This window comes from Nostoc sp. ATCC 53789, from assembly GCF_009873495.1.
GTDB lineage: Bacteria > Cyanobacteriota > Cyanobacteriia > Cyanobacteriales > Nostocaceae > Nostoc > Nostoc muscorum_A.
In genome coordinates this window covers 408285-432100 of the sequence record NZ_CP046703.1, presented here as the reverse complement: position 1 = coordinate 432100, position 23816 = coordinate 408285, and the positions used below count along the sequence as shown (strand labels likewise).

The following is a 23816-nucleotide window of genomic DNA, read 5'->3' as shown; positions in this document are numbered from 1 at the left end:
AAATCACAGTATCGATTAGCACAGAAGTAATACTTCAATAAACTGATGCCAACTCAAAGGGTTTCCTCCAGTTTTTGTTTGTAAAAAAATTATCTCATCTTGTGATAATGGGCATTCACCAACACTGGATAAGGCAACATTCATTTCTTCAATACTGATAGACTCATCTTCATCAGTATCAATAGGCAGAAAATAGGTGATAAATTCTTGATACTTTGACATCAAACGGCGATGTCGCAACATGAGTTCACCAAATTCTTCAAAATCAATCTCACCACTGTTGTCAATATCCATTCTAGAAAAAAGATACGCTAATTCTGCTTCAGATATGGTTGCATTGGCTTTATGTAAATGGGTAACGAACTCTTGAACTGATAGTGTCCCGTTATGATCCTGATCGATGGCATCAAAGATATAACGCAGATTGCCTTTAAGCGATGAATCAGCAGTATGAAACAAAAAACGATGGTGAGTTCCTTGTATAGCTGATTCTAGCTGCCGACGAAAGTTAGAAATTACATCCTTGGCTGTCAAGTAGCGCAGACGATGTTCTTCTGGACTAGTAATAGTATAAAGAGCGACAGGAACAAGAGAAGGGAGAGAATGCTGCACTACCAAAAAACAACCAATAGTTACTAGACAAAACGGTAATGCTAAAAATGGTATTCCCAAAGGATTGAATATAAGACCTAGTAGTTGGGTACAAAGAGTGCAGATCAACACCGAAAATCCGGCAATGAGGATACTACGAAAATTAGGTGCATAAAACATTCCTCCAATGGCGATCGCTGTCAGTACAGAGTTAAATCCCCAAAACCCAGTGTAAATTTTTTCTGGGTCAATTCCCATAACTAAAGCGGCGATCGCGCTAGCTAAACAGCCTAGTAAACCAACGCCTGCGCCGATGGGTGTACAGAGTGCTACAGCTAGGAAAACTAAGATAGCTAAATTCAGATTTGAAACGAAGAAAACTTGACTAAAACTAATAGGAAAAGATGCTAAAATCTTCAACCAATCTAATGTTCTAGATGCCGATGCAGAAACAGAAAAGATGCCAAATCCCCAATGAAAGTAGGGCTGAGGAATCAGTAATACTAGATATAAAAAAACTTGGGTAACAATGTGAAAGGGAATACCCAGAATAGATACTTTGAAATGAGTGGTAAACCATACCCCGAAGGTATTCATTAATACTGTGGTGAGGGCTGCTAAAATAATTACAGCGATCGCCCATAAAGGATTCCATGCCCCATTCCCATTAGCCAATGAGCCAAAGGTTGCCAGAGCTAAACCCACCAGAGTTCCTTGAAAGCCAAAGATCCCGTTACGAATAACATCAGGGTTGATTTTTAAGGCGATCGCCGTTAAGGTTGAAGCGATAACGCCTAGTAGTGCCATTAGTCCCATCCAAGGGGATTGTAGCAAAATAGCAACCAAAATTAATAGCCCACTCAGTGGATTATTAACAAAAATTGCTTGTCCAATACCCCGAAGAATTGCATTGACAAAATCCGCAAAGGATTGAGGGGTAAGGTAATCGTTAAGCCATTGCATGGTTCCCATGAAAGGTAAGATTTGCCGAGAGGAAGTTTCCTCTGCAACTAAAATTCTTGCCATCAGTTCATGAAGCGGTAATGTTTCGTTATTTGATGTATTTAAGAAATTTTGCTCAACCATTTGGCAATTAATGATATTAGATCGGGAAATTGGCTATTTTGGAATTATTATTTAATGATTAACGAGCGATATTTTTATATCTTTATGAACAGACAAGTTTATCAAACAACTTTAAAAACCTTTTAGTATCAACATCTAAGCAGGCTTCTACATTAGGTGGATGGCTTTTATCATCTCGGCGATCGCGCCTATCTGCTAGCGACAAACCAGTGGTAAATCGTCCTTCAGTTTCCACAACCATATAAAGTGATTCAGTAGTAACTAAACTCGGATCAATAGCAACTGCCATTGCCAAAGGATCGTGTAAATAACAGCCGTGAAAACCTTCATGATCACGATAGAAAGCCATATAAATTCCGGTACAATCAGCAATAAACTGGGTAACTTTCGTAGGACGACGCTGTAAATTTTCTTCCACAAGTTGGCGGGTGAGAGGGGCTTTCATGGCTACATCTAAACCCACCAATGTTAAAGGAATCCCTGACTCCATGACGATTTGAGCAGCATGAGGATCTACAAAAAAGTTAAATTCAGCCGCCGCCGTAATATTTCCAGGTACGGTGACAGCCCCACCCATGATGATAATCCGCCCTATTTGTTTCATAGTTGCGGCATCTTTTTGAATTGCCGTTGCTAGATTCGTTAGTGGGCCTAAAGCAATAATATTGAGGCGATCGCCGTACTCTTTGGCTGCTGAGAGAATGACATCAATAGCATTTTCTGTAGATGGTTCGATGGTTAATTGCGGATAGCTGGCTGTACCATCTGCGGCTTTAAATTGATCTAATTCGCCTAGCCCATCTGCACCATGAATCCCCGCAGCATTAAAGGGCGGTTTAACCAGAGGTTTTTCACAGCCTTTAGCAACAATTGGTAAGGTATTGGGTGCAACAATACTTAGTACCCGTAATACATTATTTGCAGCTTGATCTACATGAATATTACCAGCTAAAACTGTAATTGCTTTCAGGTCTAATTGTGGTGAGTTCAATGCCATAATCAATGCCAAGGCATCATCAACACCACCATCCGTATCTATAATCACTGGTATGGGCTGATTTTGAAGGATTGTCATGCTGAATATTCCTCTTCTTCTAGAATGGCGTAGAAATTCAAATTGCGATATCTCTGCAAAATCATATTGGCGTATTCTTTCGAGTAAAACGAACCGCATAGATAAGCTTTTCCCCAAGGATTTTCAACTTTGGGGGCAGTGGGAAATATTGCTCTAATCCCTTCATTTTGCTCAGAATTAGTGGGAATAATCAATATCTTGTACTGCTTTGGCAAGGTTTCATCTGCTAGATAACTATCCAGTAAATTATTTAACTCTGACATAATCAGCGATTCTTCTGCTGAAATATTTTCGTCAATTTTTACTAGTAAATTTAATAAATCTCGTAGCCTTCCCACCTGAAAATATGGTGGCTCTAACGAGAGATAATCTAGTACGCTTTGCCGTAAACTAACAAAATCGCTATCTTCACCAGTTAACAACTTTTCTCGAAGTTCTTCAGTGGAATACTTAATTCGGTAAGAATCCAGCATTTGTTGAATGAAGTCAACTTCAGTGTCATCCAGATTTTTATCAATCAGGGCAACTTGGCGGAGAATGTTAAAAATCTGCTCTAACTCTCGCAAATTATCTTCGGCGTAAATACGCACGATTTGTTGCGAAAATTCTTCTGCATTATAAGTGTTGTGCCAATATTTCAGGTAAGTCTCTTTAGGAATGATGAGAAGTTCAAGTTTCTCTTCAGCCGTAATAGTTGCTTCCTGCTGATCTCCACGAATAACCCGGATATTACCTAACGGAATCCAAGGTTTTACACATTGGGGTTGATACCCGCCTAATGGGTTACTTACGAGTCCTATACCCATAGGAATATAAACAAAACCAGGAGGCGATCCTGCTTGGATCAATGTTTCACCTGCTTCAAGGCTGGATAAGTACACATCAGTAAAAGCTTTGTGTGGATCAATATTGTGAATTTTATGGCCCGATTGAGAAACTCTCAATAGAATTTTTTGTTTTTGTTCCAGTGACCAATCTAGCTCTTTGGCACTCAAATAGCGATCGCGTTCCTCTGGGTCAATATTTTTGAGTGAGGGAACAACTCTACTCTTCAACCCTATTTCTGGCGCGATTTTTTTTAATTCTGCTTGGACAGCTTCGGCAAAATCTAGGTTGTCATCAGTATTTTCTAATAAAATTTCAATATTTTCACTTTTCTTAATTACATCATTGTCATCAGGCGATCGATGAAAGGTATCGATAATATCGCGTTGAATATCGTCAATTACAATAGCTAAATAGTAAGCTGCTCGTTGTGTAGCATCTTGGTTAGTAAATGAACCTCGATTGAAAGATATTCTGATATCGCCGTTAGCAGTCAATTCACTACTGGCAATGTTTGCTTCTCCAGCATTGAGAGGGTTTGCTGCTTCTAATAAAAATAATTCACCACTGCCTTTTTGCAAAGCATAAATCGCCTTAGCTGTATTTTGGTCAACAAAAATCTGATAACCTCCTGATGTTTTGTAAACTGTACCTCTCTGTCGCAAAGCATCTGCTGCCCGCAAAGCACGGATAGTATCACCCACATCAGCAATTAAAGCTTGTACCTCTGGATGCTCACAAACCAGCCAGGAAAATGCCTGTTTTTCAAAGTCAGTATAATATCTATGAATACGTTCGTTATGAGGGCTAATTCCCTGTTTAAGAAATTCTGTCTGAGTAGCTTTAATTTGCTGTAAAGCTACTTCTAGTTTTTCAATTTTAAGCTGTTGTTGGAAAGATTTTTTCGCATGAGATAATTGATTTTCGGCTTTAGTTATTTGTTGTTGGTAATAAAGGTGATACAAATTAACCGAAGCAATTTCTCTCATTAACTCTCTGAATTGTTGAGGATTATTCAATACCTCAATAGGAACTTTGCTTTTACTATGAGCAACTCCCAATGATACCATTTCACGTAACACAAGTTGAGGATCTTCTGTCAATGCTCCTTTATCAGCTAAGTTAATTAAACGCCAAGAAACATTGCCACAATTTTCAGTCCAAATCGTATCAATTACCTGATCAAAAGCAGAACTAAATACTTCTTGAGTAACAAATTCTGGGTGCATCGCCCGGCCAAATGGCGAAAAATCAAGCATTCCCATATCATGGTTATAGACAAGTATGATTCCATAACCTTTCATAAAATCAAACCATAGAGACTCTCTTTTGGGAATGAGAACTCCATGAATAGCTTCCAGCACAACTAAGATATTACAAGCAACATCTCTGACATGAACGACACCATGATCCGAATAAAGTGCGACGTGCTGAAGGGGATTTGCTAGAAAATTTTCATCTCTAACAGCATAATCTAACTCTGCTTGCTGCTGAACTTTGGCATAGTAATTTTCTTCAATGTAAGTTCTTATCTTTTCTGGGAGATATCGTTCTACATGCAGTAATTGGATATCTTCAATGTGTTTCGTAAAATTCAATTTCATAATTGTAATATTTTTATAAATACCTATGAATTATTTTCGCTGAAGCTGTTAGCAAAGCTTTCACTATTTGCCATGCAATATTTATTTTCTGTAATTGCTGATACAATAATATTGTTGCTATAGAAAATCAAAGAAGCACCCTGCCTGTGTAGTTTATCCAAGGTCTTAAACCAAACTAATCGTACTCCTAAATTTGACACAAATAAAATTAAATATTGTAACTAAAGTTGTTGTAGCGATAATATGATTCGCTCGGCTGATGATTATATCACTTAATTATCTTGATTTTTTTAATAAAAAGTCCTAAAAAAGGGAGAATTTTTAAGTTCAAACAGTTTCTTTACGCATATAAATCACAACATCAAACCAATTAAATTAAAGTTTTCATGAAGAAGTAAGGAGAATTATATAAATTTTCTATTAATAATGCTATTTTTAACTAAAGTGAAGGATAATCAGATTTACCTACAAAAATCTTTAATTTTAGGTAAAAAATAGCTTTACTTAGTAAATTTCTGACCATAGTGATATCTGCGGATATTACTATAACTGCTGGAATGAAACTTGAAGTAGCAGCAGCAAGTTCATTGATTGGTGATACAGTGTTAAATAATTCGTAATTAAGTTTTGTGATAGCGAAGCATTAGCGAGTCTTGCCTACGGCACGCCAAGAGCGAACGAGAGTCTGGGGATTTAAACCCACGGTACTCGGTTAATTTGCAAGGATTGTCATACGATACAAATACTTTTATCAATGTCAATTTAGTAACATCTGTTGTGTCTACCAGTGTTCCCGAACCTAGTCCGGCGATCGGAATTTTAGGTATGAATGGGCTGGGATGTGTATATCTACCCAAACATAAATTAATTAAAGTTAAAAATTATTGACCTTAAGTGGAAGAAGAATTCAGGTGTTACTGAAACAGAGAAAACTGATAGGGCTACTATGCTGATGAAAATTTTAACAAGCAGTGCTGCGATCGCCTGTATTCTGAGTTCAACAACAACTGCTGTAGCTCAAATAGCTGCTGATGAAAGTTTGGGAGTCGAACGCTCTGTTCTTTCACCTAATGTTCAAAGTACCAAAGGTAACATTGATCGCATAGATGGCGGAGCAATTCGAGGTAGTAACCTATTCCACAGTTTTCAAGATTTTAATGTAGGTAATCAGCAACGGGTTTACTTTTCTAATCCTTCTGGAGTCGAAAATATCCTGAGTCGAGTTACAGGAAACCACGCTTCTAATATTTTCGGTAGACTCGGAGTATTAGGAAATGCCAATCTTTACTTAATTAATCCTAACGGCATAATTTTCGGTACAAATGCGCGTTTGGATATCTCTGGTTCTTTCTTTGCTAGCACCAGCAACGCTCTTTTGTTCAAAAACGGTTATCAATTTACTACTCAAGATCCTAAAGCACCCCCCTTGTTAACTGTCAATGTTCCTCCGGGGTTAGAAAGTTGGTTAGCGCCCCAAGGTGCGATCGCTAACAGTGGTAATTTATCAGTTGGACAAAACTTGACTTTAGTTGGTACAAATATTGACTTACAAGGGCAATTGCAAGCAGGTAGTAATTTAACCTTGCAAGCTAGTAATACTCTAAAAGTGCGGGACAACCTAAATTACCCTTTCATTGCCTCAGCTAAACAGCAACTGTTAGCTGAAGGAAATAAGATAGATATCTTTGCCTTAAATGATCCCTCCAGTGGCTTCTTTTCTGGTGGAAATATGGTTTTCCGTTCAGCCAATGCGATTAGTGGGGACACTCAATTTTTTAGTGGTGGTAATTTTAACCTCGAACAAATTAACGGGCAAGAAGGAGATTTATTTAGCTTTAACGACCCAATTATTCGTTCAAGTGGAGATGTTAATTTTAATAGTTATACAGGAGATTCCATTCATATTTTTGCAGGTGGAAGTGTAAGAATCAATAATATTAACGTGAACCGTCCTGATACAACTAACTTTATTAACGAAACAGTTACTCTTTCCGATGGATTAACGCAGGTTATCATTAATGGCAGCGCTCAACCTACTGTTGATATTAGAGCGGGAACTACTAATTTTCAGCCAACTGGAATCAAAGGAGTAATCAATGCTTTTTCACCTACTCCTAGCACAGATGGTAAACCAACAAGCGCAGATATCACTATCAATCAAATTATCAATTCGGGAGGACTGGTTTTTTTAACCAATCAGTATCAACCTAATTCTTCTCTATCGGGTGATATTAGAGTTAACTTTGCACTAAGCACATTTGGTAGGGGTGCAAAGACAGGAAACATTATCATTGATTCACGGGGGAAAATTATTACTCCCCAATTTCTGACGAGTTTGGGAATTGATTATTCTACATTTCCATTCTTAAAACCTGGTGGAGATATCACACTTTTAGCTCAGGATGATATTGTCATGCCACCATCATCACGAATTATTTCTTTTGGTACAGATGGAGGTAACATTACTCTCAACAGTAAATCTGCAATTATTCAAGAACAAGCTCCACTTAGAGAGTCATTTATTGGTAGTTTTTCCTTTGGTGCTGGACAAGGCGGTGATGTAACGCTAAACGCACCATTGATTTCTTTGGGTAGAAGTATAACAAGGACAGATGGAAAGCTGATCATTACTACTAATTCTTTAGAAGCTAACCAAGCTAAATTATTCACCATAAGTAATCGTCGTAATGCTAGCAATATCATTATTAATGCTAATTCAATTTTATTAAATAACTCAAATATAGGAAGCCAGAGTATAGGTGCAGGGAAAGCTGGTGATATAGAAATTAATACTAGCTCCTTTGTTGCTACTAATAATAGTCAGATATTTTCTCGAACAGAAGGTTTAGGAAATGTTGGTAATATAGTAGTCAAAGCTACAAACAGAGTTCTCTTGTCTGGTGCAAATACGGGTTTATTTGCTAATACAAGTTTGGGTTCTAGCGGTAACAACGGTAATATCTTTGTCGATTCCCAACAAGTTGAGATTCGGGATGGTGCTGCTATTTCCACCATTAGCCAAGGTAGTGGGATTGGTGGCAACATTGAGATCCAAGGAAACCAATTAACCCTTGATAATCAAGCTCTAATTTCCACAAAAACAGTCAGCACTGAAGGCGGTAATATTAATCTCCAGTTAACAGATTCGTTATCATTACGCCGTGGAAGTAGTATTTTGGCGATCGCAGGTAATGAAACTACAGGTGGAAATGGTGCTAACATCACTATCAACACAGATTTACTGTTTGCTGTTCCCGAAGAAAACAGTGATATTACAGCCAATGCATTCTTAGGTAGTGGTGGCAATATTAATATTACTACCAGAGAGATTCAAGGAATCGGGTTTGCTGATACACTCACCCCTTTCAGTAATATTACTTCTAGCGCCAAAAAAGTAGAAGTTCCCAATCTTCCACCAGAAGTTCCTAGTCCTCCACCAGAAGTTCCTAGTCCTCCACCAGAAGTTCCTAGTCCTCCACCGGAAATTCCTAATCCTCCACCGGAAGTTCCCAATCCTCCACCAGAAGTTCTTAGTCCTCCACCGGAAATTCCTAATCCTGTGTTAGATTTTTCTAGCCTTGAATCAATTAATAAACCGAATGCAGCTCCAAGTTCGGCTTTGATAGGAGTACCAAACCCAGAGAGCGATCGCAATAATAAAATAGTTACTCCTAGTTGTGCATCCACAGAAGGTAATTCTTTTACTGTGACAGGTAGGGGAGGTTTACCAGCAGACCCTACAGCAACCATTCGTGGTCAAACTATATTGTCAGATACGCGAGATTTTATAACTGCACAAACACAAAACAGTAATCAAGTAAATAGTTCTTCTACAATTACTCCAATAAGACAACAAATTGTCGAAGCCACAAGCTTGAGAATTAATGCCCAAGGACAAATAGAATTAATAGCATCTTTACCTCAAGAGAGTTTATCTCAAAAGCATCCTAATTGTAGCGATTTATAAACTTTCAAAAATTAATAATTTATCCTTGTAAGATAACTAAATAGATTATTTTATGTAAAAAATAGGATTAATTTGAAAAAACTATCCAGGGCAAAGAGGTACAATAATTTAAACAAAAAACGATTTTGGTTATTTTCAAACCAGAAAAATAATGTTTTATGGCTTTTTTTTGCTTGTATAATATTAAGTTTTTTATTAATCATCAAGAACATTCCTGCTGTTGCTAATGAACCTATATTATTAGGTTCAGAGCAGGTAGTGAAACAACGACCAAACTCTTCAGAATTATTACAGCAAGGAAAAAAATACTATCAATCTGGACAATACACAGAAGCAGCTAGAGTCTGGGAAAATGCACTAAAGTTTTATCAATCACAAAACGAAACTATTAGCCAAGTTCAAGTGCTTAATTATTTAGGATTGGCATATAAAGATTTAGGCAAAATTCCCCAAGCACATACTGCGATCGTTGAAAGTATTAATATTATAAAAAACTTCAAAAATCCCGATACTAAAAGTACTTTACTATTAGCACAGGCATTAAATACACAAGGAACTCTTCAACTTCTGCAAGGACAAACTGATACAGCTATAGATACTTGGAAACAAGCAGCAGTCACTTATGAGCGCACAGGTGATAAAACAGGTAAACTCATCAGTCAAATTAATCAGGCGCAAGGTTTGCAAACACTTGGACAATATCGCCGCGCCAAAACTTTGTTAGAAGAACTTGTGACAGAATTGCAAAATCAACCTGACAGTCTTTTAAAGGCTCAAGGATTGAGAAGTTTAGGCATTGCTTTGCAAACTGTTGGTGATTTAAAACAATCTAAAATAATTCTCGATAAAAGTTGGCAAATTAGTAAACAATTTAACTCTCCAACTGATGTGAGTGCAGTTTTATTTAGTATTGGCAATATTGCCAGAGACTTAGAAGAATATGATGTTGCTTGGACATACTACCAACAAGCAGTTAATTTAGCTTCAGAAGCACAGGCTAAATTAGAAGCACAATTAAATCAATTAAGCTTGTTAGTTAAAGTACAAAACGGGGAATCAGCACAAGCATTAATTCCAGAAATAGAAACTAATCTTGCTCAACTTCCTCCTAGTCGTCCGGCTATTTACGCCAAGATTAACTTTGCAGAAAGTTTGATGGATTTAAAGCCAGCAGGAGAAGGTATAAAAGCACTTTTGGACACCAACGCCGTTAAAATTTCCCACTTGCTAGCAACAGCTATTCAACAAGCTAAAGAAATCAAAGATCCGAGAGCCGAAGCTTATTCACTTAACCAACTAGGTAAACTCTACCAAGAAAATAACCAGTTGGCAGATGCGGCAACTTTGACACAACAAGCACTAACAATAGCTCAAGAAATAAATGCTCCAGATTTAGTAGCTCGTGCGGCGGGACAGGTGGGGGCAATTGCTAAAGAACAAGGAGATAGTAATAGCGCCATCCCTGCTTATGAGATTGCTTTTAATAACTTGCAATCACTACGTAGTGATTTAGTGGCAATTAACAGGGATGTACAGTTTAATTTTAAAGAAAGTGTTGAACCGATTTATCGAGATTACGTCAGCTTGTTGTTGCAAAAAGATAATCAAAGCAACCTTAAACAAGCTCTGCAAGTGATGGAAGCTTTGCAACTAGCGGAACTGGATAACTTTTTTCGGGATGCTTGCTTAGATAATAGCAATCCTGTAGTTTTAGAAAAAATTGACTTGCACGCAGCCGTTATTTATCCAATTATTTTAAGCGATCGCCTGGAAGTCATTCTTTCAGTTCCTAATCAACCTCTGCGTCACTACAGCACCCAACTACCAAAACAGCAAATAGAAGCTACCTTAAAACAACTTTATTCTTCCCTATCCCCTGGTTATCCCAGTAACGAGCGTTTGCGACTCTCCCAAGAAATTTATAACTGGCTGGTTGCACCTGCTCAAGCAACACTCCAGAAAAGTAATATCAAAACTTTAGTTTTCATTCCAGATAGTTTATTGCGAAACTTGCCAATGGCTGTTCTGTATGATGGCAAACAGTATTTAATCGAAAATTATAGTGTTGTTCTCAGTCCTGGATTACAACTATTTCCTCAAGGACTGCAACGCCAAAAATTGAGCGTGTTAGCGGCTGGATTAACGGAAGCACGCCAAGGCTTCAATCCCCTACCTGGAGTTACAGAAGAAATTAAAGAAGTTACGACAGAAGTTAATTCCCAAGTGTTGCTAGATAAGAAGTTTAGCAGAGACAGTTTAAAAGCGGCGATCGCTAATAAATCTTTCCCCATAGTTCACCTTGCTACTCACGGTCAATTCAGTTCCAACCCAGAAGAAACCTTTTTGTTGACCTGGGGTGATCGCATTTCCATTCAAGATTTTGATCTTTTGTTTAAAAACAGAAGTCAAACAAACGTAGAACCGATTGAATTATTAGTGATGAGTGCTTGTCAAACAGCCGTAGGTGATAATCGTGCAACTTTAGGTTTAGCTGGATTTGCTTTGCGTTCTGGTGCTAAAAGTACTCTTGCTAGTTTATGGTCAGTAAGTGATGAGTCTACTTCCTCCTTAATGAAAGAATTTTATCACCAATTGAGTAATCAAAAACTAAACAAAGCTGAGGCATTGCAACAGGCACAAATCAAAATTATGGCTAATCCTTTATACAAACATCCTTATTTTTGGTCTTCTTTCGTTCTTGTCGGTAATTGGTTGTAAACGTAGCATAAGAGGTGAGTATGGTTAAGTTTAATTCTAAAATATTTTTATTTTTCACTATTAGCGGCACATTAATAGTTTTGACAAGCAATTCTACATTAGCAAGCCTTCTCTATCAAGAGAAACCAACTGTTACCAATCAAGTTCTCATTAGTGTGGAATTTAAATTTCCCAACGATGCAGCCCCCAAAACCAGTGTTGGCGGTGGCGTTCGCGGACAAGTCCAATTCACCTTACCCGGAGGTTCAGCACCTAGAACCAGTGTTGGCGGCGGAACCAGGGGTGATGTGCAATTTGCTTTACCCGGAGGTTCAACACCTAAAACCAGCGTTGGCGGCGGAACCAGGGGCGATGTGCAATTTGCTTTACCCGGAGGTTCAACACCTAAAACCAGCGTTGGCGGCGGAACCAGGGGCGATGTGCAATTTGCTTTACCCGGAGGTTCAACACCTAAAACCAGCGTTGGCGGCGGAACCAGGGGCGATGTGCAATTTGCTTTACCAGGAGGTTCAACACCTAAAACCAGCGTTGGCGGCGGAACCAGGGGTGATGTGCAATTGACTCTACCTAGTGGAAATTCAACCCCCAGAAGCAGCATCGGTGGTGGTACAAGGGGAAAAACTGCACCATTAACAGCATTAGTTCCCCCTACCAAACAGGGACGCACTGTATTAGCAAGCCCCACAATTTTTGTCTATTTGCCTCCAGTTGGCGCAGAAACCGTATTTTTCAGCCTCCAAGACGAAGACGGAAATCCCCATTATTCGACAATGCTAAAAGTTCCTCCCGATGGTGGTGTAGTTAGTATTACGTTACCTCCAGCAGCACCACCTTTAGTAATAGATAAAAATTACCTGTGGTATTTTGCACCTATTGAACCAGGCGGAATTCTCCGACCTGATAATTATTCTGTAACAGGGTGGATAAAACGAGTCAAGGCTACATTTAATGAGCAGGAGTTAGCCTCATCTCCTGTGGAATTAGCCACTAAATATGCTGAGGCTGGTGTATGGTATGATACCCTAAAAATTTTAGCGGCGGCAAAGCGATCGCAACCAAATAATAAAGCTTTCGCTACTGAATGGCACGATTTACTCAAGCAAGTTGGACTAGAAAATATTGCCTCTCAACCATTGACAGACGCTTTTTGAAGAATAATGTGGCAAAAACTCAAAAAATCACTTAAAAAATGGCAAGGAACGCTGATAATTACTCCCTGTGTTGCCGGATTGGTCATTGCAGGGAGTAATATAGGTGTTTTTAGAATTTTAGAATGGGTAACTTTAGATCAATTATTTCGTATTCGTCCGCAAGAAGCTATAGACAAACGAATTGTGATTGTCACAATTGATGAGCCAGATATTCAATATGTCAAGCAATGGCCGATGTCCGATCGCGTTATGGCGAAAATGATTCACAATATCAAAGCACAACAACCAAGAGCGATCGCCATCGATATTTATCGAGATTTACCTGTAGAACCGGGACACGCAGAACTCGTCAAAGAATTTCAAAATACTCCCAATTTTATTGGCATTGAAAAAGTTGCCGGAAAACCAGTTGCACCACCACCAATTTTAGCTAAACAGAGTCAAGTAGCTGCCAACGACTTACTCTTAGATACAGATGGCAAAATCCGACGCGGTATTATTTTATTAGGTAAACCCGATCAAAGTTTAGCTCAAGGGCTAGGAGTTAAACTAGCCTTAATATATTTAGAAAAAGCAGGCATTGAATTAAAATCAATCAACGCAGATAAACAAATCTACGGTTTAGGTAAAGCTAAGTTTGTACCTCTATCTAGCAATGATGGGCAATACAACGAAGCTGACATGGGAGGATATCAAGTTTTAATTAATTATCGAGGTGGGCTAGAGAGCTTTCCTCATATTTCCATGACCGATGTTTTAGAAAATCGCATACCTGCTAATTTTATACGCGATCGCCTAGTTTTGATCGGTGCAAAAGCTCCCAGTTTAAATGATAGCTATAGTACACCTTACAATAGCAATTTATTTTTTCCTACAGAGCTAGTCCCTGGAGTAGTAGTTCACGCAAATCTTACCAGTCAGATTCTCAGCGCCGCCATAGATGGCCGCCCAATGATGCGAGCTATCGTTAAACCTCTAAACTGGTTCTTAATCATCTTTTGGTCTGGATACAGTGCCACCTTTGGCACAATTTATATTAAAAAACGTTGGCTGACCATAGGTGGTTTATTACTAGCTGTGGTGATTATTTTTAGCAGTGCTTACATTGCTTTTCTTGGTGGTTGGTTAATTCCTGTATTTACACCATTATTAACTGTTATCAGCGCCTTAATAATTGGTCTTGTACAGGTTTTATGGAAAAATCTGATGCTTTCCTATCGGCAATTGGAAGATTATGCCCACAATCTAGAAATTAAAGTTCAAGAACGCACTGCTGAACTAGCCGAAGCTAATGAAGAAATTAATATTCTCAATGAAAAACTCAAAGGAGAAAACCTCCGCATGAGTGCCGAACTCGATATAATTCGGCGAATGCAACAGATGATTCTCCCAAAACCAGAAGAACTAGAAGCTATTGAAGGACTAGATATTGCTGGCTTTATGGAAGCTGCGGATGAAGTCGGCGGCGATTACTACGATGTACTGCACACCGACGGAGTAGTAACTCTTGGTATTGGAGACGTAACTGGACATGGACTAGAAAGTGGATTGTTAATGTTAATGACACAAACAGCAGTTCGCCTCCTCAAAGAAATCCGCGAATCTGATTCAGTGCGCTTCTTTGACACACTCAACCGCACCATCTGTAAGAACGTGCAACGGATGAACTCTGAGAAGAACTTGACATTGGTGATTCTCAACTATGCTCAAGGGCAAATAAGTATCAGTGGACAGCACGAAGAAACAATCATCATCCGCAAAGGTGGGCAAATTGAGCTTATTGACACGATGGACTTGGGTTTCCCCATTGGTTTAGATGATGACATAACTGATTTTATTAGCGATATAACCCTGGAATTACAACCAGGTGATGGGGTTGTCCTCTACACCGATGGTATTACCGAAGCCAAAGACATCAATAAAAATCAATACGGACTTGAACCGTTATGTGAAATAATCAGTCACAACTGGCACAAATCAGCATCAGAAATTAAAGATGCAGTAATTTTAGATGTGCGACGACATATTGGTAAACAAAAAGTATTTGATGACATCACATTGCTAGTATTCAAGCGACAGGAAGAAGTCTCTGAAAGTTAATATCGACAAATATAAAAAATGCTCTAGCAATCCAAAATGAGTCATGAAAATCTCCAATTTCCTCTCTGTGCCTCTACAGTTAATTTATTTAAAAAATGATTTAAAACTGCTATACGATCATCGACTTAGATTTTAGCTTATTGGGCATTGCATAATTGTGGTATTAAATCATTAAATTCAATTTTTAAAATAAGAATTCAGTATCCAGAATTCAAGAGTCATAATTTATAAGAAATCTTGAATGCCTAATATATTTATTCATAAAAATTTTTTTGATTATTTAACTATTCTGCCTTTTGAATTCTTACCTTTTAAAACTTTTCTTATTGGCGCTTAACCTGCATTCATGTACAATTATTTTGAGATTAAAAAAGTATGCTCCCAATATCTACAGTCTCTACTATAATCAAAACTGAATCATTTGGTGATCTGATCTCTGACTTTCCTCCAGAACATGATTCTCTTGAACTTTATTTTACACCCAGTTCTCGCCCAATCAAACAACGTTGGCGTAGCAATCGTCTTTCAGCACATTTTTTTGCAGACTACTTTGCCAACTTTTTAGCTGTAGATGAAGATGAACCAAATCAAGAACAAATAATCAAAGAAAATAAAAGTGCTGTTAGCTATGTCGCCAACGAACTTTTAGAAAATGCCATAAAGTTTAATGATGATAGTTCTAACTACAAAGTAAGAATTGGTATTCATTTTTTGAATAACGCAGATAGTGTCACTGCGGTGATTTTCGCCAGCAATAGTATTAAATTGGAAACTGAAGCTAAATTGAGGGCAGTTATTGAAAAAATCTTAACTTCAAATACCCATGAAATGTTTGTGCATCAAGTTGAAAAAAGCGCTGAAAAAAATGGAACTTCTGGCTTAGGACTATTAACCATGATTAATGACTACTCAGCCAAAATTGGTTGGAAATTAGAAACTATTCAGCAAGAATCTATAATTATGGCCGTAACTACAATGGCACAATTTAAGGTATAGTACTCGTCGGTATCTGATTCAAACATTGTTTATTTAGGAAAAGAACATATTATGGTTTTGCAAGAGATTAAAGATGGAGATTATACCGTTGAAGCTGATACAGACTCTGCAACAGTCAACTTTAAAGGAGAATTGAGCCTTGGGGGATCGAGTGAATATGAACCAATTACCAATCTACTCAATAAAATTGCTGCAACCGATCCTGCAACGATGACTTTGAACTTAAGAGATTTAGCATTTCTCAATAGTTCTGGTATTAGTATGTTATCAAAATTTGTCCTGAGCTTGCGTAAGAAAAAAGGAATTCAGTTGCTTGTTTTAGGTTCAAATACTATGCCTTGGCAAGGAAAATCCTTGAAAAATCTAGAACGTTTACTCCCTGGACTCAAACTCGAAATTGAATAATAAATATACTAAAAATCTTAAAGCATTGCTACTGTTGAACGTTAGTTTTTAGGCTCTTCGGTACTTATTATACTACATAGCTTTTATAATATTTAAAGCCCTTATCTGATGAGGGTTTTAAACATTATCTTTTGATCTAAGATAAATTTAATGTCATGAAACAATTATAAATTAGAGCAATAAAACTACTACAATGCTAAACAAATTTTTACCATTTGAAACAAATACTTGGGCTTTCGTTGTGAGTAGCTTACTAATCACATTTGTTGGCGGCATTTTACTTTACGTCATTTTATTTTATGTATTGCGTTCTATTTTTCGCAAATTTGAACGAGATATTGCCCTAGTTACCCTTAACGTTTCGGCTTATCCGGCTCTAGCTACTTTTGTGTTGGGTGTCCTAAAATTAACCTTCGAGAGTCTGCCTTCAGGTACAGTGATTGACAGCTTTGAGAATATCATAACAGCCGGAATAATCATATCAATTAGCTATTGGATAGTACAAATTTTTATTGAAGTTTTTATCTATTACCTGAAGCAGTATACTCAACAAACAGAAGCCATGTGGGACGATGTGCTACTACCTCTCTTAGAAGCAGTAGTTCCTGTTGTAATTTACTTGATAGCTGCTTTTTTGGTTTTACGTTCCTTTGGAGTCGATCTTACTGGTATTTGGGTAGCTTTAGGTGGTGCGACATTTGTAATTGGTTTTGCAGCTCAAGGCATCCTGGCAAACTTCTTTAGTGGTGTTGTGTTGTTGATTGATACACCCTTCCAGTTTGGTGATGTTTTGCGACTTGAGGACGGTTCTATTGCCATACTAAGAAAAATTGGTGTACGGGTTACGCAACTTTATGTACCTGACAAACATTATAATATTTATATTCCTAATAGTAATTTACAAAGCCAGAATATTATTAACCTCAGCCGTCCTACAGCTTATTATCATCACTCCAGTCAGGTAGAAGTATTAGTCAAGTACGATATGTATGAAGCTAAACAGATGATAGTAAAAATTATTCTATCTCATCCAGATACGTTAGGAGATATTGATAAAAAATTAGAAATATTTGATGATTACTATCAAATTGATGAACTAACAGAACAACAAAAAATAGGTAAATTGCGCTTAATTGCAGAACAGGAAGTTAACTATAAATTAGAAGAGATTCAAATAGGACTAGAAACACTAGTTGTTACACTCCAGTTTGCCGAAAAGGGTGGGTTAACTCAAGATGAAATTAATAATGTACAGCAGGAGTATAAGGATATACTAGCTTTGATTGGGTTAGAAGCAATTGCGGAAGCTCAAAACAATCGTACTATTTTTAACTTGCAAGAAATCAGAGTTCAAGATTCGTTGATTGAGTTAGTCCGGGAATGGTATCGCATCTGGATTCGCGATCCAAATCTCTTGGATAATGATAGTTACATGGTTTCTGAAGAGTGGGAACGTAAACTTAATCTACTCAAGCGAAGATCGCAGCGTTTATACCAAAAAATTTCTAATCCCCAAAGTGAAGAAACTCGGATTGATGATTATGTAATGGAATTAAATAAATGGGTTCGGGAACGATTCAAAGAACCGCGACAAAAGTGGCAAGAACCACAAGTTTTAATCAAAGGTACAAATCATAGCGATGATGGGATTACCTATGCTGAATTTAAGCTCAATTTCTTCGTTGATGATATTAAATTAGAGAATGGTAGAAGGGGCGATCGCGTTAGCAGTCAGATATATCAAGAGGTTTTGCAATATCTCAAGTCCAAATGTGTGAATGATATTAATATCGCCTGAATTCTGCGAAGTAACCGAAAGAGCGTTACAGCAACTTAACGCCTTTACATTATCTATTCAAGTTTTGTACTTTCCGTAAAAAGAGCGAAAAACTTTTAAAGCTTCACTATGCAAGGATTAGACGCAATAAACCAAGCCCAATGCAACACCCTTAGCTGAATGCGTGTTAACCAATGGTTATCACTCATTTGTCAAACATAAATCCACCATTACCCCAAGGAGCAATCGTCGGCTGTGGAGGCGCGGTTGTAACAAGGATAGGGGAGAAGCGATCGCTTACATTAGGCGCACTTTCACAAAAATACTCTACTGAGCATCCGTGAGAGGTTAAGGTAAAGTGCATTTTGTCAATCAGTCCAAATACTCAAAACCACTTAAATAAAGATGATAATCGTGCATAGGGGGAGAGGGAAGGAGTCGAGAATTAAGCTTATAGGCTCTTGAGGTTATTTTCTATTCATAATTAACACTTATATAGGTCGTTGATCCTAGTCAAAAATAGGACAAATATACGATGCGTTCACCAAGGCAATCCATGTAAAATCGATTATCTCTTAAGAAGCACATTGCTTAGGGTCAGAAATAGGAATGATTTAGGCATCGCCTTGCCTTTGGAGTGAGAAAATAGACTTTTCTCAAAAACAGCAAAATCTTACTTTAAGCCACATGAGAGCTAGCAAAAATTTATGTCTAAATTTTTAACTTGGATAGAGCTTCTGAGTTATAGAGCAATACATCAGCCTGACAAAATAGCTTATATCTTTCTTCAAGAAGGCGAAAAAGAAACACTTAGACTGTCTTATCAACAGTTGGATATACTGTCACGAGCGATCGCTTCCCAGTTACAATCTCTAGAATTAACGGGTGAACGAGCTTTATTACTTTATCCACCAGGACTAGAATTTATCGCTGCTTTTTTTGGATGCTTATATGCTGGTGTGATAGCCGTACCAGCTTATCCACCCCGACCAAATCAAAAAATGACGCGGTTATCTGCGATTGTGTCCGATGCTTCAGCAAAGATTGTACTCACAACTAATTCACTGTTAAAGAATATAAAGCGTAGCTTTGACCAAAACTCAGAACTAAATACACTACACATTCTGGCTACAGATAATATAGATAGCAACCAAGCCAAAAATTGGCAAAAATCGGAAATTAACAGCGAGAATTTAGCTTTTCTGCAATATACATCTGGTTCTACAGGCACACCAAAAGGAGTGATGGTGAGTCACGACAACTTGCTGCATAACTGTGAATACATGAAGCAAGCATTTGCCTTCACACCAGCTAGTGTGGCTGTATCTTGGCTACCTAGTTTTCATGATATGGGGCTGATTTTGGGGATTCTCGAACCCCTGTACACAGGAGTACCAGTCATCTTGATGTCACCAACAGCCTTTGTGCAGCAACCCATTCGGTGGCTACAGGCAATTTCACATTATAACGCAACCCATTCGGGTGGCCCGAACTTTGCCTATGAACTGTGCATCAACAGGATTACACAGGAGCAATTAGCAACCCTCGATCTCAGCACTTGGCGTTTTGCCTACAATGGTGCAGAACCCGTCCGCCGCCATACTTTAGAACGATTTGCCAAAAAATTCCAGCCTTGTGGTTTCCGTTCTAACTTCTTATATCCCTGTTATGGCATGGCTGAAGCAACCTTGATGATTTCTGGGGGACTAGGTGAAGCAGAGCCAGTTTACTGTACTGTTAAAGCTGATGAATTAGCACAAAATCAAATTGTCGAAGCATCATCGAATACTCAAAATGTGAGGCAGTTAGTAGGGTGTGGATGCGAATGGCTTGATACCAAAATCGTCATCGCTGACCCAGAATCCCTAACACAATGCCTTCTCAATCAAGTCGGGGAAATTTGGATATCAGGACGTAGTGTAACTCAGGGTTATTGGCAGCGACCAGAGCAGACTGAGGAAACCTTTAAGGCACAATTACGAGGCACTAAAGAACAACCGTTTCTACGTACTGGGGATTTGGGATTTTTAAAGGATGGTGAGTTGTTTATCACTGGGCGGCTCAAAGATGTAATTATTATTAGAGGTCGCAACCATTATCCTCAAGACATTGAACTGACGGTGCAGCAGAGTCACCCAGCTTTAAGACCTGATTGGGGTGCTGCGTTTGCTGTGGAAGTAGAAGGAGAAGAAAGACTAGTTGTAGTTCAAGAAGTGCATCGCAATTACCTGCGGGAACTGAATGTTGATGAGTTAGTTGGAGCAATCTGTGAAGCTGTATCAGAGCAGCATGAGTTACAAGTTTATGCGGTATTGCTGCTTAAGACGGCGAGTATATTAAAGACATCCAGTGGTAAGATTCAGCGTCATGCTTGCAAAAATGGATTTTTGACGGGAAATTTAAATGTTGTAGGGGAGTGGCGACAGAATTTTAACGAAAATAGGCCCCATCTCTTAGGGACTTCCAGAGAATAAAATATACAGTCAATAAAAATGATAATCATTTTAAGGGGGAGAAAGGGGTTGCCAACGGCAACCCCTTTCTCCCTCAATAAATAGGCAAGATAAATGTCTGCACAAAGAGAGTTCTTAAATGCAGTGAGCTGAATTGCTATCGACTATTTTTGCGCTTTTAACTTTTTGAAAATTACGTTACTCCACAACAGATATCAATAAACCACTTACCTAAATTTGGTAAATTATCTTCGGTAAAATTAGTCAAACGTTCAATCTTATTTTCAATTTCTTGCATAGCTTTTTTAGTTAGACGGACTCCGCTAGAGTAAGTCTGAGTAACTAACTTAACAACTGGACTTTTACCATTCCACGTCATAGTCTTAGCAAAATTTAATGCAGTTTCCACATCGTCTAAAATACTGCCATTCCAATGATTCTCCAAAACAGCCCAAGTTCTTTCAATTGGATTATATTTACTGTGATAGGGAGGGTAATAAGCTAAACGTATATTTAATTTGTATGATTGAGCAAATTCAACTATACGTTTCATAAACTGAGTACGTCGAGAACTATTTTCTCCTCCATTATCTTGATTAATAAGTAAAGTTTTTATTTCCGAAAATCGCCAGCTTTCTGATTTCCAAAAATCCCCTAAAATGTCAACGATAAAATCGCTAGTTACTTTGGATTCTGTAAAATACAAAAATAGCTCGTCAAGGTCTGGAAGAAAGATACCATAAGGAGCTACAGTTGTTTTTGGTTTGAAGTCGTGGTCATCAGTTTCTGTTGGTACTCGATTTCTACCACCACGATCAAAGGAGCCGATATTTACGCGAGCTTTCGCATCCAAGCTTAAACGTAAAATAGTTGGGTCATCTGAAGCTTCTTGGTGAACTATAGCTAATTGCTCAAAGATTGCATCAGTTTCGGGAATTTTTTTTGAGGTTGAATTTTGGCAACCCTCTTGAGGCGATACCCTAAATCATTTAACTTGACACGAATTGTTTCTGAAGTTGGTAATTCTTCTTCAGCATAACCAAATTTTTCAATTAATTGATGTCTTACAACAGATGCGCCCAGTCGGGTATAGAGTCTTTGACTTTTAAAAGTCGGGTCTATTTGACTTTGAGAATCGACTAGTTTTTTGATATCTTCTAAAAGAGTTGGTAGGTGTTCTTCTGCTTTTTTTCTTCCTCTACCTTGATAATTATCCACACAAGTGATACCACTATTTAATTCTTTAATTCCTTTACCAATAGTTACACGGTTCCATCCTAACTCTCGCTCTGCTATAGACTTTCCTCCGTGTCTTAATGCCACAACTGTTTGTGCAATGAACCTACGTTTAGCTGCTCCCTTTAATTGATGTGCGGTTTCCTTCAATAACTTTTTCAATGAATCTGTTAATTGTATTGACACCTCAAACATCCCAAAATCGAATCATCATTCAATTTACTACAACTTGGGGTGGGAGAGGCTGCCGTTGGCAGCCTCTCCCACCCCCCTAACAATGATTATCATTTTTATTATCTGTATATTTTATTTTCTGGAAGTCCCTAACTTTGAGGTTCAACAGCCATACATTACCCCAAGCCAATTACTTCTGGCAATGGATAAAGTAATTCCATCTCAAACCATAACGAACGCAATTATCAGTACTTCTTCTGTTGGACAACGACAACGAATACTTCCGACTCATGTAGTTGTGGTTTTGGTAATAGCCATGAGTTTTTGGTCATCGGACTCTATTGTATCGGTGTTCAAAAATCTGATTCATGGTTTCGCCAGTTTACGCATACCGGAATTAATACGTTTTAAAACACCAACTTCTTCATCAATTACCGAAGCACGGCAACGAACCGGAGCATCTGTAATGACACGTTTGTTTGAGATGGTTGCAAAGCCATTAGCAACGCCTTTAACACCAGGTGCTTTTTTGGGAGGGTTAAGAATAATGGCTGTAGATGGGACAGTAATGGACATTCCTGAGACTCAAGAGAATGCCAGAGTATTTGGTTATCCAGGTTCGCGTCCTGGTACATATCCAGCATTTCCTAAAGCCAGATTAGTTTTTTTAGTAGAAGCAGGGACTCATTTAATTACTGATGCATTCATTAGTCCTTATCGAATTGGTGAAGAAAAGGAGCTTTAAAATTATTACGAAGTGTTAGTGATGGGATGTTGCTGATGTGGGATAGGGGACTACATTCATTCAAGATGGTTAATGCTGCAATTAAACAAAAATGCCATATTCTTGGACGTGTACCAGCCCACGTTAAATTCGAGGTTGTTCAAACTTTTGATGATGGTTCTTATAAGTCATGGATTGCCCCTGATGGTAAGTCTAAGAAGAAGGGTGCAACCCGAATTCCTATCCGCGTAATAGAATATACTGTTGAAGAGAACGGTACAGAAAAAGTTTATCGTCTGATTACCGATTTAATGGATATTTCGATTTTTCCGGCTTTGCTTTTAGCAACTGAGTATCACCAGCGTTGGGAAGCAGAGAATACTTTGGATGAATTAAAAGTCCATTTAAATGGTCGAAAAACTCCTATTCGCTCGAAAAATCCTCGTGAAGTAGTCCAAGAAATTTATGGCTGGTTACTGGGACATTATTGTATACGTTGTTTAATGTTTCAAAGTGCTGAGAAAGTAGGATTATCTCCATTACGTCTAAGTTTTACTGGTAGCCTGAGAGTGGTTAGACGTGCTATCCCTTTGTTCCAAATTGCAGTAGAAGTATTCCCAGATATTAATGTATTTTTTAGTTGGTTAACTTTGGAAATAAAAGAATTAAAAATTCCACTATCACAGCACAGAAGTAATCCCAGAGTCGTCAAGAAAAGTCGCTCAAAGCTTCAGAGTAAAAAACGATGTCATAGAAATAATGGCACTCCTCGACAACTACTATCCTTTCAAATTTTTAGGAAAGCAAGTTGAATACATCCATTATTTGGGCGATACAGTAAATTATTCATCCTCAATTTATAGTTCAACAGGTTAAAAATATTCTCAGCAATTGACAATTAAATTTTTCAAGAGTGCCTTCAGGTACAAGCAGC

The 23816-nt window shown here is 38.1% G+C and carries 12 protein-coding genes and 2 pseudogenes; 10 read left to right on the top strand and 4 right to left on the bottom strand.

Annotated elements, in window-relative coordinates; translation table 11 throughout:
* Positions 1-15 precede the first annotated feature (15 nt).
* From GJB62_RS01685 to GJB62_RS01675, 3 genes are all read right to left on the bottom strand, one after another.
* Complete coding sequence (locus GJB62_RS01685; protein WP_114082673.1) at positions 16-1677, bottom strand: urea transporter; 1662 nt, start codon at positions 1675-1677, stop codon at positions 16-18.
* Positions 1678-1759: 82 nt separating this feature from the next.
* The gene (locus GJB62_RS01680) at positions 1760-2752 is read right to left on the bottom strand and encodes a nucleoside hydrolase (protein ID WP_114082672.1); all 993 of its coding nucleotides are present in this window, start codon (positions 2750-2752) and stop codon (positions 1760-1762) included.
* Positions 2749-5181: a hypothetical protein gene (locus tag GJB62_RS01675; RefSeq protein ID WP_114082671.1), complete on the bottom strand. Its 2433-nt coding sequence runs from the start codon at positions 5179-5181 to the stop codon at positions 2749-2751. Before GJB62_RS01675 ends, GJB62_RS01680 begins: the two co-directional genes overlap by 4 nt.
* Before the next feature lie 952 nt (positions 5182-6133).
* Here GJB62_RS01675 and GJB62_RS01670 point away from each other — a divergent pair.
* The 9 genes from GJB62_RS01670 to GJB62_RS01630 all read left to right on the top strand — a co-directional run bounded on the left by GJB62_RS01670 (position 6134) and on the right by GJB62_RS01630 (position 20769).
* Positions 6134-9148, top strand: coding sequence for a filamentous hemagglutinin N-terminal domain-containing protein (locus tag GJB62_RS01670; RefSeq protein ID WP_181852862.1), 3015 nt, complete (start codon positions 6134-6136; stop codon positions 9146-9148).
* 258 nt (positions 9149-9406) lie between these two features.
* Positions 9407-11866, top strand: coding sequence for a CHAT domain-containing protein (locus tag GJB62_RS01665; RefSeq protein ID WP_245246067.1), 2460 nt, complete (start codon positions 9407-9409; stop codon positions 11864-11866).
* Positions 11867-11886: 20 nt separating this feature from the next.
* Positions 11887-13017 (top strand): DUF928 domain-containing protein, encoded by a 1131-nt coding sequence (locus GJB62_RS01660; RefSeq protein WP_114082668.1) that lies wholly within the window; start codon positions 11887-11889, stop codon positions 13015-13017.
* Positions 13018-13023: 6 nt separating this feature from the next.
* Positions 13024-15117, top strand: coding sequence for a CHASE2 domain-containing protein (locus GJB62_RS37295; RefSeq protein ID WP_114082667.1), 2094 nt, complete (start codon positions 13024-13026; stop codon positions 15115-15117).
* A 375-nt stretch (positions 15118-15492) separates the two neighbouring features.
* Positions 15493-16113 carry a DUF6272 family protein gene (locus tag GJB62_RS01650; RefSeq protein ID WP_114082666.1) on the top strand — a complete coding sequence of 207 codons (621 nt, stop codon included), beginning with the start codon at positions 15493-15495 and terminating at the stop codon, positions 16111-16113.
* A gap of 51 nt (positions 16114-16164) precedes the next feature.
* On the top strand, positions 16165-16518 hold the full coding sequence (locus GJB62_RS01645; RefSeq protein WP_114082665.1) for an STAS domain-containing protein: 354 nt from the start codon (positions 16165-16167) through the stop codon (positions 16516-16518).
* Between the two features lie 193 nt (positions 16519-16711).
* Positions 16712-18316: a mechanosensitive ion channel domain-containing protein gene (locus GJB62_RS01640; RefSeq protein WP_114082664.1), complete on the top strand. Its 1605-nt coding sequence runs from the start codon at positions 16712-16714 to the stop codon at positions 18314-18316.
* Positions 18317-18489: 173 nt separating this feature from the next.
* Entirely contained in the window at positions 18490-18639 is a 150-nt protein-coding gene (locus GJB62_RS01635; protein ID WP_159402431.1) for a hypothetical protein, read from the top strand.
* A gap of 363 nt (positions 18640-19002) precedes the next feature.
* The gene (locus GJB62_RS01630) at positions 19003-20769 is read left to right on the top strand and encodes a fatty acyl-AMP ligase (protein ID WP_114082663.1); all 1767 of its coding nucleotides are present in this window, start codon (positions 19003-19005) and stop codon (positions 20767-20769) included.
* Between the two features lie 172 nt (positions 20770-20941).
* On the opposite strand, the pseudogene GJB62_RS01625 reads toward GJB62_RS01630, so the two are convergent.
* Positions 20942-22179: pseudogene (locus GJB62_RS01625) on the bottom strand (ISAzo13 family transposase).
* Positions 22180-22297: 118 nt separating this feature from the next.
* Between GJB62_RS01625 and GJB62_RS01620 the strand changes: the two are divergent.
* Positions 22298-23694 (top strand): annotated as a pseudogene (locus tag GJB62_RS01620) (IS4 family transposase).
* Positions 23695-23816: the final 122 nt, after the last annotated feature.

Excerpts from the sequence above, each read along its gene's own strand:
- GJB62_RS01635 (WP_159402431.1), top strand. The coding sequence starts at position 18,490 with ATGGTTATCACTCATTTGTCAAACATAAATCCACCATTACCCCAAGGA.
- GJB62_RS01645 (WP_114082665.1), top strand. The coding sequence starts at position 16,165 with ATGGTTTTGCAAGAGATTAAAGATGGAGATTATACCGTTGAAGCTGAT.
- GJB62_RS01675 (WP_114082671.1), bottom strand. The coding sequence starts at position 5,181 with ATGAAATTGAATTTTACGAAACACATTGAAGATATCCAATTACTGCAT.
- GJB62_RS01630 (WP_114082663.1), top strand. The coding sequence starts at position 19,003 with ATGTCTAAATTTTTAACTTGGATAGAGCTTCTGAGTTATAGAGCAATA.
- GJB62_RS01650 (WP_114082666.1), top strand. The coding sequence starts at position 15,493 with ATGCTCCCAATATCTACAGTCTCTACTATAATCAAAACTGAATCATTT.
- GJB62_RS01640 (WP_114082664.1), top strand. The coding sequence starts at position 16,712 with ATGCTAAACAAATTTTTACCATTTGAAACAAATACTTGGGCTTTCGTT.
- GJB62_RS01670 (WP_181852862.1), top strand. The coding sequence starts at position 6,134 with ATGAAAATTTTAACAAGCAGTGCTGCGATCGCCTGTATTCTGAGTTCA.
- GJB62_RS37295 (WP_114082667.1), top strand. The coding sequence starts at position 13,024 with ATGTGGCAAAAACTCAAAAAATCACTTAAAAAATGGCAAGGAACGCTG.
- GJB62_RS01680 (WP_114082672.1), bottom strand. The coding sequence starts at position 2,752 with ATGACAATCCTTCAAAATCAGCCCATACCAGTGATTATAGATACGGAT.
- GJB62_RS01685 (WP_114082673.1), bottom strand. The coding sequence starts at position 1,677 with ATGGTTGAGCAAAATTTCTTAAATACATCAAATAACGAAACATTACCG.
- GJB62_RS01660 (WP_114082668.1), top strand. The coding sequence starts at position 11,887 with ATGGTTAAGTTTAATTCTAAAATATTTTTATTTTTCACTATTAGCGGC.